Source organism: Psychrobium sp. MM17-31, from assembly GCF_022347785.1.
In the GTDB taxonomy this organism is placed as follows: domain Bacteria; phylum Pseudomonadota; class Gammaproteobacteria; order Enterobacterales; family Psychrobiaceae; genus Psychrobium.
In genome coordinates, this window is the sequence record NZ_JAKRGA010000003.1 from 1 (window position 1) to 17,797 (window position 17,797).

The following is a 17,797-nucleotide window of genomic DNA, read 5'->3' on the forward strand; positions in this document are numbered from 1 at the left end:
CCAACCAACTGTTTGCGATTGATGCAACAAGCGGCATAGTGACGATTAAAGCCGAGCGTGGTCTGAATTATGAAACAGCGCAATCGCACGATATTACGATTATTGCGACCTCAGAGGACGGTTCAACCTCAAGTAATACCTTCACTATCAGTGTTGGTAACAACGAAGAAGGTCGCGGCGGCGAAGGCACCTCGGGTGATACTGATACCGATGTATCAGCCATTACGGATATCGATACCTCAGTGGTGACGATAGAGCATGATGCAGCTAAAGACACGTTGGTGGGTATTACTGCATTTGCCGAAGATACCGATACTGGTGATACGGTGACGTACAGCCTAAGCGGCGTTAACAAAGACTTATTTAGCATCGATGCAAGCTCAGGCGTGATTCGTGTGGCAGATGGCTTTAGCACCGATGCGACGTCACTGGATGTGATTGTTGTTGCAACATCGACGGACAAATCAAGCTCAAGTGAAACCTTTACCATTGCCATTAACCAAGATGTTGGTCCGTTAATAGACGAAAATGATGATGCGAATAATGTCGCCGAAGATGCCGAAGTTGGATCAGAAGTAGGGATCACTGCCTTAGCAAAAGATGCAAATGACGAAGATGTCGTGACTTACGCACTGTCAGCGGCTGACCAAACCGCTGGTTTATTTGCTATTGATGCAACCACTGGTGTGGTGACCGTTGCTGGCTCACTTGACCACGAAGATGCAAGTTCACACAGCATTACAGTGATAGCCACATCAGCCGATGGCTCAACCTCAAGCGATAGCTTTACCATTAATGTCACTGATGTTAATGAAGCGATTAGTGAGCTTAAGGATGATAACGATGACGCCAACACAGTTGCTGAAAATGCTGCTGCAGGCACAACCGTTGGCATTACCGCACTTGCGACAGACCAAGATGATAGCGTGACATACGCACTGTCAGCAGCTGACCAAGCTGCTGGTTTATTTGCTATTGATGCAACCACTGGTGTCGTAACAGTTAAAGGCTCATTTGACCACGAAGATGCAAGTTCACACAGCATTACAGTGATAGCGACATCAGCCGATGGCTCAACCTCAAGCGATAGCTTTACCATTAATGTCACTGATGTTAATGAAGCGATTAGTGAGCTTAAAGATGATAACGATGACGCTAACACGGTTGCGGAAAACGCCGCTGCTGGCACAACTGTTGGTATTACCGCGCTTGCTACAGACCAAGATGAAGATGACAGCGTGACATACGCACTGTCAGCGGCTGACCAAGCTGCTGGTTTATTTGCGATTGATGCAACCACTGGTGTGGTGACCGTTGCTGGCTCACTTGACCACGAAGATGCAAGTTCACACAGCATTACAGTGATAGCCACATCAGCCGATGGCTCAACCTCAAGCGATAGCTTTACCATTAATGTCACTGATGTTAATGAAGCGATTAGTGAGCTTAAGGATGATAACGATGACGCCAACACAGTTGCTGAAAATGCTGCTGCAGGCACAACCGTTGGCATTACCGCACTTGCGACAGACCAAGATGAAGATGACAGCGTGACATACGCACTGTCAGCAGCTGACCAAGCTGCTGGTTTATTTGCTATTGATGCAACCACTGGTGTGGTGACCGTTGCTGGCTCACTTGACCACGAAGATGCAAGTTCACACAGCATTACAGTGATAGCCACATCAGCCGATGGTTCAACGTCAAGCAATAGCTTCACCATTAATGTCACTGACGTGAATGAAGCGATTAGCGCGCTTGAAGATGATAACGATGATGCCAACAGTGTTGCTGAAAATGCAGCAGCTGGCACAACGGTTGGTATCACGGCCTTAGCGACTGATGAAGATGCCACAGACACTGTGTCTTATGCACTGTCAGCGGCTGACCAAACCGCTGGTTTATTTGCTATTGATGCAACCACTGGTGTCGTAACAGTTAAAGGCTCACTTGACCACGAAGATGCAAGTTCACACAACATTACAGTGATAGCGACATCAGCCGATGGCTCAACCTCAAGTGATAGCTTCACGATTAATGTCACTGATGTTAATGAAGCGATTAGTGAGCTTAAGGATAATAACGATGATGCCAACACGGTTGCTGAAAACGCAGCAGCTGGCACAACGGTTGGTATCACAGCCTTAGCGACTGATGAAGATGCCACAGACACTGTGTCTTATGCACTGTCAGCAGCTGACCAAGCTGCTGGTTTATTTGCTATTGATGCAACCACTGGTGTGGTGACCATTGCTGGCTCACTTGACCACGAAGATGCAAGTTCACACAGCATTACAGTGATAGCCACATCAGCCGATGGCTCAACCTCAAGTGATAGCTTCACGATTAATGTCACTGACGTAAACGAAGCTATTGGCACGCTCACCGATAGCAACACTGCGGCTGACAGCGTGGCAGAAAACGCAACGGTCGGAACAACCGTTGGTATTACCGCACTTGCGACAGACCAAGATGAAGATGATAGCGTGACATACGCACTGTCAGCAGCTGACCAAGCTGCTGGTTTATTTGCTATTGATGCAACCACTGGTGTGGTGACCGTTGCTGGCTCACTTGACCACGAAGATGCAAGTTCACACAGCATTACAGTGATAGCCACATCAGCCGATGGTTCAACGTCAAGCAATAGCTTCACCATTAATGTCACTGACGTGAATGAAGCGATTAGCGCGCTTGAAGATGATAACGATGATGCCAACAGTGTTGCTGAAAATGCAGCAGCTAGCACAACGGTTGGTATCACGGCCTTAGCGACTGATGAAGATGCCACAGACACTGTGTCTTATGCACTGTCAGCGGCTGACCAAACCGCTGGTTTATTTGCTATTGATGCAACCACTGGTGTGGTGACCGTTGCTGGCTCACTTGACCACGAAGATGCAAGTTCACACAGCATTACAGTGATAGCGACATCAGCCGATGGCTCAACCTCAAGTGATAGCTTCACGATTAATGTCACTGACGTAAATGAAGCGATTAGTGAGCTTAAAGATAATAACGATGACGCTAACACGGTTGCGGAAAACGCCGCTGCTGGCACAACGGTTGGTATTACCGCGCTTGCGACAGACCAAGATGAAGATGACAGCGTGACATACGCACTGACAGCGGCTGACCAAGCTGCTGGTTTATTTGCGATTGATGCCATTAGTGGTGTTGTAACGGTTGCTGGCTCACTTGACCACGAAGATGCAAGTTCACACAGCATTACAGTGATAGCCACATCAGCCGATGGCTCAACGTCAAGCAATAGCTTTACCATTAATGTCACTGATGTTAATGAAGCGATTAGTGAGCTTAAGGATGACAACGATGACGCCAACACAGTTGCTGAAAATGCTGCTGCAGGCACAACCGTTGGCATTACCGCGCTTGCTACAGACCAAGATGAAGATGACAGCGTGACATACGCACTGTCAGCAGCTGACCAAGCTGCTGGTTTATTTGCGATTGATGCAACCACTGGTGTGGTGACCATTGCTGGCTCACTTGACCACGAAGATGCAAGTTCACACAGCATTACAGTGATAGCCACATCAGCCGATGGCTCAACGTCAAGCAATAGCTTTACCATTAATGTCACTGATGTTAATGAAGCGATTAGTGAGCTTAAGGATGACAACGATGACGCTAACACGGTTGCTGAAAATGCTGCTGCAGGCACAACCGTTGGCATTACCGCGCTTGCGACAGACCAAGATGAAGATGACAGCGTGACATACGCACTGTCAGCGGCTGACCAAGCTGCTGGTTTATTTGCGATTGATGCCACTAGTGGTGTTGTAACGGTTGCTGGCGCGCTTGACCATGAAACCGCGCCGCAACACACAGTAACCGTGATTGCCACCTCAACAGATGGCTCAACGGTAAGCGATAGCTTTACCATTAATGTCACTGACGTAAACGAAGCTATTGGCACGCTCACCGATAGCAACACTGCGGCTGACAGCGTGGCAGAAAACGCAACGGTCGGAACAACCGTTGGTATTACCGCACTAGCCACAGACCAAGATGAAGATGACAGCGTGACATACGCACTGTCAGCGGCTGATGAAGCTGCTGGTTTATTTGCGATTGATGCCACTAGTGGTGTTGTAACGGTTGCTGGCGCCCTTGACCATGAAACTGCGCCATCACACACAGTGACTGTGATTGCTACATCAACCGATGGCTCAACGTCAAGCGATAGCTTTACGATTAATGTCACTGATGTGAATGAAAGCCCTGTAGCGACTAATGATAACTTTGCTGACTTCCAGTTAATTGCAAAAATTGACGAGAATCGAGGAGTTCAAAAGTTTCAGGCGTTTGATGCACTCGACGGGTATAGCAATAGTGTTAGTACTGTGTCAGTTGGAACTGATGGGCGATTTGCAAGCGTATGGCGCACGGATAATAGCGACAATGATGCTTCTATTTACGTGCAAAGCTTTAATGCTGATGGTTCACCTAATACTGCGGTTAATCCTGCTACAGGTGGAATGATAAAGCTCCAAGCTACTGGAAATGTTGACGGACAAAATTATCATCCGGCGATATCTGCAATAGGCGATTCCGGTGCATTTGCAGTAACTTGGATGGGGGAAGAACCAGAAAGTGGTGATTTCTCTATTTATTTGCAACTGTTTAACGCAGATGGAACATTAAATCATTCACCGAATGGAACACAGAAATTAGAAGCTTTTGATAACACATCTGGAGAAGATCGTCTGCCTCGAATTACTAGTGTTGGCAACAATGGCGATTTCGTTGTGGTCTGGACCGGTGAAGATGAGCAAGGAGATCACTCTGTAAGTTACGCGAAGTTTGATATTAATGGTGAGATTTATGCCCCCGGCATTCAAAAGCTTGAAGTTGCTGGCAATCTTGCAATGGATGATTTTACAACGTCCGTTACAGCGCTGGGCGACGATGGTTCATTTGCAATTGGTTATATAGGCACTGATCTCGAGGGCGATACTTCGGGCTATGTTCAAACTTTTGACGCAAGCCTTGGCAAACTTAGTCTTAATAAACTGGAGACACCAGATAGTACAACGATAAATGAAAATGGTACTCAAATAGCCTCTATCGGTAATGATGGCTCCTACGTTGTAGTGTGGAGTAGTACTCAGGGGAGTTTTGGTAACGAAGTATACTCAAAACACTTTGTGCAACGTTTTAATGCTGACGGTTCGCCTCATGCTTCCGGGATTCAAGAGTTATCGGATGACTACCCTGAACTCGCTCGTGCGGATGCTAATGTTGTTGCATTAGGTGATTCAGGTGCTTACGCAATTACGTGGACAGTTGGTCTTAGTGATATCAATACGTCAGCAAAATCGTTTGTTCAGTTTGTTGGTCCAAATGGTGACTTAGGAGCAACTTCGCCAACTCAATTACAAGCGCCATTTATGCAATCTGGTAATGAATGGCCAACAATTACACCGTTAGATGATGGTGGATTTGTAGTGACTTGGATTGGTGAGGTAGTCGGTGACCGATTGGAGGGCTTCTTTAACTATATACCCGGTCAAACGTTTGTCTTTACACAAAAATTTAATGCAGATGGTACAATAGATACCTCTCCGAGTCCTGAAACGAACGGTGTGATATTAGTCGAAAGTTATGATGCTAGTCGTGTTATTAACTTAATTCCTGATACAACAGCTGTTGGAACTGACGGAGCTTACGTTGTTACTTGGCCGAGCTTAGATAAAGATGGAAATGTTGCAATTTATACTCAGTCGTTTGATGAGAATGGCGTTAAGATTCAAGAAAATCCTGCTAGCCCAGGCGTTTATAAACTAAATGTTCTCGCTAATGATTTTGACCAAGACACGGGAGACCAAATTTCAATTTGGAAAATTGCCGATCAAGATGCAACTTCGGGTCAAGAGATCGATATATTCCAGGGTGGTGAACTCGTTGGTACAGCAAGAATAGAGTCAAATGAAATCGTATTCACACCAGGAGCTAGCCTTGCCCGTTTAGCTGAAGGCGAAAAATTAAGTATTTCGTTTGAATATACAATTCGCGATAGCGAAAATAACTCAGATACAGATTCAACAGCGACTGTGACCTTTAACGTAATAGGCGCAGACGATGCAAGTGTCATTGTTGATGATCTTGTGACGACACAAGAAAATGAAACGTTAAATGGCAATGTTTTAACAAACGATAGTGATGTCGATAATACGCTAATTATCGAAACGTTTATTCTGCCGGGTGATACTACGATATATCAAGCGGGCAATACAGGTACTATCGAAAATGTGGGTACTTTTACCTTAAATAGTGATGGTAGCTATACTTTCGTGCCAGAAGAAAATTACTCTGGTAATGTTCCTCAAATTCATTATTACACTAATACAGGAGCGCGTGGTGCGTTGAATATTACCGTTGTTAATGGTCCTGAGGTAGGGGCAATTAGTGACGAAGATGCTAGCGGAGACAGTGACAACCACAAACTCTCTGAAAATGCAGTTGTCGGTACTGAAGTTGGCATAACCGCATTTGCTGAAGATCCTGATGATGAAGTGACGTACAGTCTTGCAGACAATGATGGCGGTTTATTCGCTATCGATGCGACGTCCGGTGTAGTCACTCTCGTTGGCAACGTTGATTACGAAACAGACAAGAGTCACAAGATTACCGTACAAGCAAACTCGGAAGATGGCTCAACCAGTACTAAAGTCTTTACCATAGATATTGGTGATAATAATGACGGTAATGGTGGAGAGGGTACAACTGGTGATACTGATAATGCTGTAACTCAAGTGCATGACTCGGACGATGTGATAGCGAGTTTGGTATCTGAGAATGCACCGATTGGTACTTACGTTGGTATGACGGCATTCGCCGAAGATGCTGATGGCGATAAAGTGACTTATAGCCTTATCGATGTGGGTATTGATGAGCAAGGGCGTGCTAAGTTTGCCGTCGATGCAGATACAGGGGAAATAACTGTTGCAGGTAATTTGGACTTCGAAAAGGAAAATCTCGAAGAAATTACTATGGTGGCAACATCCGAAGATGGTTCAACATCGACACAGCAAGTAATAATTGTTATTCACAACAATGAACAAGGGATAGGAGGAACTGGAACAACAGGTGATACCGATAATGCTGTGTCAGCAATTACCGATAGTGATAATACGATTGGCAAAGTATCTGAAAATGCTATTGCCGGAACCAAAGTTGGCATTACGGCATTTGCCGATGATAGTGATAGACGCGATGATGTCGCTTATAGCATCGTTGGTGATGCGGGACCATTTGTTATCGATGCATCGACCGGTGTGATTACCGTTACAGGTAATTTAAATTATGAAACTCAAGATACATACCAGTTAAAAGTATTAGCAACTTCTAAAGATAGCAGTACGTCAACCCACACCTTTACTATTGAAGTAGATAATAATGAAAATGGGCTAGGTGGCGAAGGAACAAGCGGCGACACAGATAGAGCCGTTGATCAAGTACGCGATAGTGATGACGTTATTGTGAGTCTCGTATCTGAAAATGCGACTATTGGTACCTATGTAGGGTTGACTGCATTTGCCGACGATCCGGACGGAGATAAGGTCACATATAGCCTGATTAATGTTGGTGTCGATGAACAAGGCCGTGAAAAATTTGTCGTCGATGAAAACACAGGTGAAATTACTGTTGCGGGTAATTTAGATTTTGAAAAGGAAAACTTTGAAGCAATTACGATGGTTGCAACATCGGAAGATGGCTCAACATCGACTCAACAAGTGACAGTCGTCATTCATAATAACGAGAAAGGTATCGGCGGTGAAGGAACACAAGGCGATACTGATAATGCTGTCAGTGCAATTGAAGATAAAAACACCGCAGCGAATATTATCGTAGAAAACGCGACCGTGGGCAGTGAAGCTGGGATCACTGCATTCGCTAACGATCTTGATAATGGCGACGAAGTTACTTACAAATTATCCGATGCAGACATAGCGGCTGGGCTCTTTGCGATTGATGCAAACTCCGGTGTTGTAACTGTTGTTGGTAACCTGAATTTTGAAACACAGCAATCTCACGATATTACGGTAATAGCAACCTCTGAAGATCAAAGCTCAGCCACCAAAAACTTTGTGATTACTGTTAGCGATATTAATGAAGCACCTGTGATCACAGAGGTCGAGTCATTTACAGCAGTAGAAGAAACTGCGCAGTTAAATCAAATTGTTGCTCGCATAATTGCAATAGATCCTGATACTGATGAGTTAACGTTCTCAATCACTCAAGGTAACGAGTTAGGTTATGTCACCATCGATTCTGATAGTGGCGAAATAACACTGACCCAAGCGGGAATCGATGCGCTAAATGACAATGCGGGAAATATCACTACCTTATCATTAACAGTTCAAGTTAGTGACGGTGATTTATTTACTCAACAGCCTGTTGTTATCACACTTGATGAGATGGTCGCACCAACAATCGAGATAGCCAGTAGCTCAGACACTGGTGAGTCTGATAGCGATGGTATAACTTCTCAAAACAAACCTATCTTTGCAGGCAACGGCGAGATCGGTGCCACTATAGTGCTAACTATCGATGGCACTGAAATAGGTCGCGGTGTTGTTCAAGGAGATGGCACATATACAATCATCTCAGCAACTACATTAGATGATGGTGAGCACACAGTTGTGGTTACGGCAACAGATAGTAGTAACAATGAAAAAAGTGCTCCGTTAAGTATTACTATCGATACGCAAGGGGTGGGGGCTATCAGCGTTGATCCTGTCACTGACAATAACATTATCGATAAAGATGAAGTCGGCACACAAATTACTATTACAGGCAGTGCAAGCGGAGAGTTTGCTACTGGCGATTCTGTTACCACCACGATAAATGGCACCCAGTATAGCGGTGTGATTTCAAGTGACGGTAACAGCTGGTCAATTGAGAATGTTAGCACCGATGATATCATCGCAGACAATGAGTTTAGTATTCAGGCGAATGGTAGTGATGTTGCTGGCAACGCTATTTCACATGCTCAAACAGTGACTGTTGAAATCTATGAAAATAATGCGCCTGTTGCTGTTGATGATGACACTGTTGTTGTTTCTTCAACGCAGGTATTAGTAGAAGAAACATTCGGAAGTGGCACAACAGGTTGGCAAAATCAAAAGCTTAACTCAGGACGTTTAAAAGTCGAAAATGGCACAACATCGTCGAAAGTCTTCGATTTTGGACCTGAACACGCTGGTGAAACAGTGACCATTTCCTTTAGGGCTAAAGGGAATAAAAATTGGGATGGTGGAGCAGATGACATCAAAGTGTATTTTAATGATGTTAAAGAGATTGATGATTCGTATACCAATGGAAATTGGCATCAATATAATGACATCGCAGTCACTTTAGATGCACAAGGGCGCGTGAAATTGGCTTTTGAAGCATCTACGAATGCTAACAATGAAGACTTATTAATTGATAATGTCGTTATTAAAACGGGTGATGATTACACCTCGAATATTACTACTGATGAAGATAGCGCATTAACGATTGATGTATTAGCGAATGATAGTGACGCAGATGGAGATGCGCTCACTATTACTCATTTAAATGGAACTGAGTTAACTAATGTTATTAACAGCGTTGAAGTGCTAGACGTCAATGGAATGTTGGCAGGGCACATTAGTGTGGTCGATGGCAAGGTGGTATTTACGCCTGATGTATCACTTAATTCTATGGCGCAAGGTGAAGAACTCGCATTGAGTTTTACCTATTCAATTAGTGATGGTGATGCTAGCGACAATGCAACTGCGAGCTTTGTTGTGGCTGGTACTAATGATCTTCCTGTCATTACACAAGTCGAGACTCAGGTTGAGAATTCTGTTCAATCTATCGTGATTGCGACAATTACAGATATTGACGGAGATTTAGATCTCGATGCAACTAATGCTTCTGCACAAAATGGTACCGTGAGTATTAACGCGAATGGAGAAGTAATATATACACCAAACACGAATTTTTCTGGAATAGAAAGTATTACGATTACTGCTATTGATGAAGCTGGTGCTATTGTCCCACAAACCATTAGTTTGAACGTAATGCATGTCAACCATGCGCCAGTAGCAGTCGATGATACCTTTGGTGCTTTGGAAGATGTGTCCAACTTATTAAGCGCGACGAATTACACGGGTAACGTCAGTTATGGCCAAGAGATAGCTTATCAAGGCATCGTGGGCAAGCGTCAACAAATCGAAGTCTTGAATGAAAATGGTGATTTTGCTATGACTTGGCAAGTGATTGCTAATGGTCAAACAAAAGACTCTATTGCAGTTCAAATGTTTAATAGTGAAGGTGATGCGATTAGCAGCGTTGTCCTAATGGATACTGTTGGACTTGACGATGAGGATAACTTGCCACGGATTACTGCTCTCGGTGACAGCGGTGAATTTGTGGTGAGCTGGCAAGGTAAAGAACACACCTCGCAAGGCAGTGATTACTCGATTTTCACGCAGCAATTTAACGCTGACGGGACGATTTCAGGCCATGAGCGACATAAATTCGAATCGGGTCCAACCAATGCTGCCGACAAATACCAGCAAATTACGTCGATTGGCGACAATGGCGAATATGTCATGGTGTGGTATGGCAATGTTGGTGGCAATTATTATCATTTCTTACAGGAATTTGATAGTAACGGCGAACCGTCTGGCTCTGCTACACGCCTAGAGCCAGCAGGAGCACCACTAGGTAGCGAATTCAAGCCTGATATTACCGAAGTTGGTAATGACGGTAGTTATGTGGTTACTTGGGTTGGGACATCAGGTGGCAAACGTCACGTTTATACTCAGAAATTTAATAACGATGGCTCGTCAGCTGATGTTGTTTCCTATCAAGCAGATTCAAGAAACCCAGATTACAATCAGGCTACATCCACAGTAACCGAAGTTGGCACTGATGGTAGTTATGTATTGGTATGGAGTAACTACACTAGTGTGAATCGTTCTGAAACATACTTCCAACGCTTTGACGCCGAAGGTGAGCCTGTATCAAACTCACCAACTAAAGTCGATCAACAAGGCACTAAGCACAATGATTATAATCCGCAGGTTGTTGCTTTAGGTGACAGTGGTAATTTCGCATTAGTGTGGGAAGAAACAAACGGAACAGAAAGTCTCATATATATTAAAGCCTATAATGCAGACGGCTCAGCAATGCGCACTGAAGCTATCACATTGGATGGGTTTACTAATGTTGACTTACGCAATGCAAATCCAAGTATTACCAATATAGGAACCGATGGCGATTTTGTGATTGCTTGGGAAAGTGAAGCTGATAGTAGTGATAATTATGCTGTCTTCGTCCAACGTTTTAACAATCTGGGGCTGCCAGTGGGTGAAATGGTTCAGCTTGATGAGCCAAGTACTACCTGGACAAATCAAATATTTAAAGAGCCTCAAGTTTTTGCCAACGGCAATGATGGTGCCTTTAATGTGGTATGGCGTGGGCATGATGATACACAATATACCTCTTTAAATATTCAAGGTTTCGACGCCAACGGTCAGCGTATTGGTGATTTTGGCAATAGCCGAGGTGATTTCGATATTACTCTTGATTCTGAGGCATTAAGCGCGCAACAAGTTAGAGTTACCTATTCGACTGGTCAGCTCATGGTTAATGGTGAAGCAGTTGCCTCTGGCAGCTTAGTCAATGTTGATGAGTGGAATAATGTTCAATTAGTTAATGCTAAAGGCAAAGATTATGACTTAAAGATTGAAGCAGTTTCTGCCGATGAAATTGGCCAAGATGAAATACAGTTGCTTGATGTCTTAGCTAATGATAGTGATCCAAATAACGACCCCCTATCTATCGTTGAAATAAACGGTCAAGATGTCTCGCAAGGACAGGAAGTTGATATTACCGTTTCCGGTGAAGTAATTGGAACTGCATCAGTGGTTAATAATCAAATTCGCTTTGTACCAAGTGATGTTTTACACGTATTACCTGAAGGCGAGATAGCAAGTTATAGTTTTGATTATCGTATTGCTGATGATAAAGCTCTGAAGAGTGAAATAGCACAGGTAACTTTCAATGTGATCGGTACTAATGATGCGCCAATAGTTGAGTTTACGCATACTGACGTTGTGAGAGATGGCGATGTTGTTATTGTTGGGAATGTTCGTGATATAGATAGTGAATTAGACTTTTCTAAAACCACAATTAGTGCAGATAGCGGTGTCGTTACTATTGATGAGAGTACTGGAGATATCCTTTATACAGCGCAAGGAAATGCTGAACAGGCCCAAATAACTATTAATGCTTTTGATGAACAAGGAGCTAAAACTAAGGTAGTACACAAAATAACTATCGAAATTCCAAATAGTGCGCCGGTGGCACAAGATGATGATTTTACGACGAGAGACGAAATGCCGCTGCGAGTAAATAGTGATACTTCTGGTATTCGAGAAGAATATTCGGATATTGCTGTACTTAATGATGGTAGTTATGTTGTGACCTGGTCTACTTTTGGAAGTAGTGGTGGGGTGTTCTTTAAACATTTTGATGCGAATGGAAATGCACTGACAGATAGTGAATTGGTTCATCAATATGGTAGAGAGTCATCCCCTTCAATTACAGCGGCAGCTGATGGCGGTTTTGTTATTGCTTATCAGGGAAGTTCAGGTATTGCTCAATTTAAGCGCTATAACAGTGATGCTGAACAAATTGGTGTTGGTGAGCAGAGTTTAACTTACAGCCTTGATGAGTATAAAAATCAATTAGAAATCATGGCTCTGGATGAGGGCGGTTTCGCAGCTGTTTATGAACATTGGGGGGCAGGTAGCATAGTGTCTTCTGATGTTCGTTTTGAATTGGTGGATGCAGATGGCAATGTAACTTTGACAGATGTTGTTATTACTAATGACGATAATATACATGATATGAGCCCACAATTGGCGCAACTTAATAATGGCAGCTTTGTTGTTACTTGGTTGTCGTGGCAAGAAGATGGCTGGCAAATACAACAACAGCGTTTGAGCAGTGATGGTTCCAAGATTGGTGGTGTCACTGAAGTGTCGACAACTAACTATACTGGTGACTCATCGGCCGTTAACGTTAATAAGTGGCCTGTTGTGAGTGAGTTACAAGATGGCGGTTATATCATTGCATGGTACGCAATGACTGAATATTCTGGTCAGATTTCGGGAGATAACATCTATCAACTTATGACACAGCGTTTTGATAAGGGTGGTCAAAAAGTTGGAGGCGAAAAAGTTGTTAGTGATGGCTTAATGAACATAGGCACAGATATCACACAGCTAAGTATTGATACGTTAGCTAACGGTAATTTAGTCGTTGTCTATGCATCTGAGACTATGACAGATGAGGCCAATATTTTTGTTCGGGTAATAGATAAGAACGGTACTGCTGTAAGTCAAGAAATTCAAATTAACCCAGATTCAGATTATGCACACAAGACTCCGTCAGTGAAATCACTTGATGACGGTGGTTTTATTGTAACTTGGGCGCTGTTTGAAAATGATGAAGAAGGGGACATTTTTACTAAGCGCTTTGATGCTAGCGGTGTTGAAACTGGAGCCAAAATTATTTATGAAGAAGATGCCCCTATTGTTTTGGATGTTTTAGCTAATGACAGTGATGTAGATAATGACACGTTAGTTATCACTCAAATTAATGGTCAAGATGTATCTTCTGGGCAAACGGTAGAAGTTACTAATAATAAGGGAAAAATTATTGGTACTGCGAGTGTTATTAATGGAAAAATTGAGTTTATTCCTGGCGAAGAGATTGAGAAGCTCAAGCAGGATCAATTGAAAGACTTTAGTTTTGAATACACGATTAGTGACGGGGAAGCGACTGATAGCGCTACTGTAAGTTTTACTGTTCGAGGATCAGAAAATGCAGTCCCTGTAGTACAAGATGATAAAAGCACTTGGGTTGATATTTCTGATGAGATTATTATTACTGGTTTTGATAATGCATCAACAGGCATAAAACACGAAGACGATACAAGCTCGCGTAGTGACGGAGATTTATTTGATTATGCAGCTGTCGGCAATGATGGTACATCGGTATTAATTTATGGTGGAAGTGATACCGGTAAATATTATGTGCAGCGAATAAACGCTGACGGTACCAAGAATGGTAATGCGGTTGAGTTAAAAGGCAGCAGCACTTTAGCTATAATGAACTTTGAACCTAAAATAACTGCTATTGGAAATAGTGGGGATTATGCAGTGACCTTTATTGGTCAGAAAAACAATGGCTCGAAAGCTGTTTATGCACAAAAGTATAGCGCTGATGGTGATACTGTTGGTGCATTACAAAAAGTTGATATTGATACAGCTGGTATTAGCGATAGTAAAGTTGAAGCCGATGTTCCTAATACCGCGAGTAACTTTGGTAAAGTATCTGAAACACAGACATTTACAGAGCTAATGTATGGCAATAATCAGGAAGCCGAATTAGCCAATGGCAATATTGTCCGAGTTTGGACTGCTTTTGATGGGACTTCAGGAAATCAGTATAACAATACTGTATTTGCTCGTGTTTATAGCAAAGACGGGCAGCCATTAGCTGATGAGTTTGAAGTTAATCAGTGGCAGGGGCAAGCAAGCGCAAATGCTAAGAAGAGTTTTAGTGAAGTTGTAGTATCAGCGTCAGCTGACGGAGGCTTCAACATATTTTGGCATTCATATAATCAATCTAACTTTGAAAGTAATGATCCTACACGTGACACGTCAGATATTTCGACCGATCTTATGGTTCGAAGTTATGATAGCAGTGGTAATGCAGTCACAGATGAAGTGGCGTTAGAAAGTTACCAAGAATCTGGTCATGTTAGTTATGAGTATTCTAGCTCTTCGAGACAAACCAATTCATTGCTATTGGCGAATGGAAACACACTCGTTTCTTGGGTTGAGCCAGATGAATTTACAAACCAACCAGAACTAAAAACAATGATTTTGGATTCAGATCTTAACGTAGTTCACGATGAGGTTGGTAATTTATCTGTTTCATTGCATTACTATCAAGGAAAGAGTAATTCAACAACAGACTATGATAATAGCGTTGAAGCGCACAAGTTTGATACTGTTAGCGATATTCGAGTCGTTGAAACAGCTGATAATTTGTTGCTCTATACTGCGTCAGGTTATAAGCGAAGCGCCAATAATGGAGATGGAGAGTCATCTGATTATGAAACTTGGACATGGGTCATTGACCCTACGACGAATCAACGTGTTGGTGATACTCAACAGCTAACACCTGTTCAAAAAGGTATTTCTTATCATTCTGTTGGACTTGCCTTTGATCCTATTACTAAATTATATGCATCATTCCATGCAACAGGTAATCAACTTTACAGAACGGATTTAGATGCCCAAGGAAATATTATTAATGCTAGTTACAGTGTTGGTAGTCTCGACTATGTTAATTATCGAACAGGACATCGCTTAACTGAAAGTTCGATTGGTGCAACTATTGATAGTGACGGTAATGTCGTCGCATTCTATTCCTACGGTATTTCTAATATTGGCTCTGGCCACTATGGTTCTGTTATTTCTAAAATATTCCCAAGTAATGGCGGGCCTGCGACTACAACGGAGCACGAATATAATTATGGTATGGGGCATCCTTATGAAGGCGAGCTTTATCAAAAAACAGATGGCACTTTTTCCTATAGTTTTTCTGCAGGAACTGGAGTTACGGCTAACATTCATCGTTGGGGAGGGAGCTTTGTCGTTGAAGGCGCAGCTGGAAAAGCTGATTCACCTATTGTTACTGAGGCAAACGAAGTATTTATTACGTCTACTCAGCAAGATGGTAGCTATGCTGTTCTCTTTACATCGGTAAACCCAGATACATCTACTCTTAATGTTTATACGCAAGCATTTAAGGCTAATGGTAAAAAAGATGGAATCGCGAAAAATATCACCCCTAATGACTTGAAAGATGGCAATGTAGCGGATATTGCATTAATTGAGTCTGATAATAGTTTTGCGTTGTCATTCCAACGTGGTGAGCAGGCTTATATACAACTCCTTAATCAAGCTTTGGCGAAATATAATGCGCCAATATCACTTGGTGAGCAAACAAGTGATGTGACTATTATAGCTAGTCAAAATGGTGAGTTTTTGGCGGCTTATCAGTCTGGTGTTGATAAAACTGCTGCTATAGAGGTGAAACGATTTGATAGTGAAGGTGAACAACTTGGTAACACTATTGTTTTAAATACTAAATCTAGTGGTAAACAGGTAGCTGATACTGCGCCAAATATTACAGAGTTAACTGATGGTAGCTTTGTGGTAGTGTGGAGTGGTGCTGGAACGACATCAACTACTGATGATATTTACGTTGCAAGATTTGATCGGGATGGCAATGAACTTAGTCGAGTGCGCATGAATACATCAGCCAAAGATGATCAGCTACCTAGTGTGACGGGTATCGGTGATGATGGTGAATTCGTTGTTGCATGGCATAGTGATGCAATTTATAGCCAAAAATTTAGCGCTGATGGTAATAAAGTTGGCAATAAAGTAAAAGCTGGCCCACTCGATAATCTTAACGTTGATGCAGAAAATGTGCATTTAATTGCCTTGCCAGATGGGCGATTTGCGATAAGTTTTGAATCCGACGGTAGTTTATATACCCAAACATATAATGCTAATGGTTCTAAGTCACTTATTATTGAGAATAAGACTCAGATTGGCGACTTTGAATTAGCGGATCTCGATGTCGCAGATATTAATACTGTTTATCAAGTCCAGTATACTCAAGGTCAATTAATGTTGGATGGTCAAGAGGTTGCTAGTGGTAGTGAGATTACAGCTGCACAGTGGCACAATGCAGTAATGAAAGGTGTTAATTTAAATAATTTTGATTTAACGCTTAAGCAATCAATATCATTAATGACGGATGAAAATACGCCTATTCGCGTCAATGTTCTTGCTAATGATACTGATTTAGAGGGAGATGCACTAAGTATTGTTACTATCGATGGTCAAGACGTTAGTCATGGGCAAACCGTTGAGGTGACTGATAATAAAGGACGTATTCTTGGCTCTGCACGTGTTGTCAATGGTGAAATTGAATTTACTCCAGGTGAGCAGATCCACAAATTAACACCGGGACAGACTAAAGAGTATAATTTTGATTATACGGTGACTGACGGTAAATCAGAAAGCGCTCCTGCGACGGTAGTATTTCTTGTGGAAGGGGCTGAGCCTATCAATCAATCTGTGATCGCTCAGAATGCGGAACAACTTAAAACTCCCGCTACCCCTGACTCTGACAATATTGGTAATAATGATATTGCTTTTAATGAGGTGAATTTAGATACTAGAGGAGTTGAAATTGAAGAGAGCGTTAATATCATTGGCCTTGATGCTTCTCTTATTGACGTTGAACATGCTGATGAAGTCTGGTTTGCTCATGAAAATGACAGTCAGCAAAGCGAAAGCTCAATTGTTGATGCGTCAGATTATGAAAACTTGATCTTGGAAGAGCAAGAATCATTGTTGCAATACCTAGATTCCAACTTCGATGAAGACAAAGAGTTGATTCAAGGATTAGATAATGAACTTGAAGCGCTAGATACACCGCCACCGTCAATTACCGACCAAGAAGAAGTGATTGTTAACGGTAATAAAGATGGTGTTGTGCTACAACCTAACGGTAACAGCGTTGATCCAGAGTCAGCACAAAGCCTCGATGATTTAGATGATGATATTGTGTAATCACTAAATCAGCATCGCTTTTGATAAAAACTGACGTTAGTGATAACGTCAGTTTTTTATGCCTG

General features: G+C 42.6%; 1 protein-coding gene. It reads left to right on the forward strand.

Features of this window, described 5'->3' with window-relative positions:
• Positions 1-38 precede the first annotated feature (38 nt).
• Positions 39-17,732, forward strand: coding sequence for a cadherin domain-containing protein (locus MHM98_RS08860; RefSeq protein WP_239438922.1), 17,694 nt, complete (start codon positions 39-41; stop codon positions 17,730-17,732).
• Positions 17,733-17,797 lie beyond the last annotated feature (65 nt).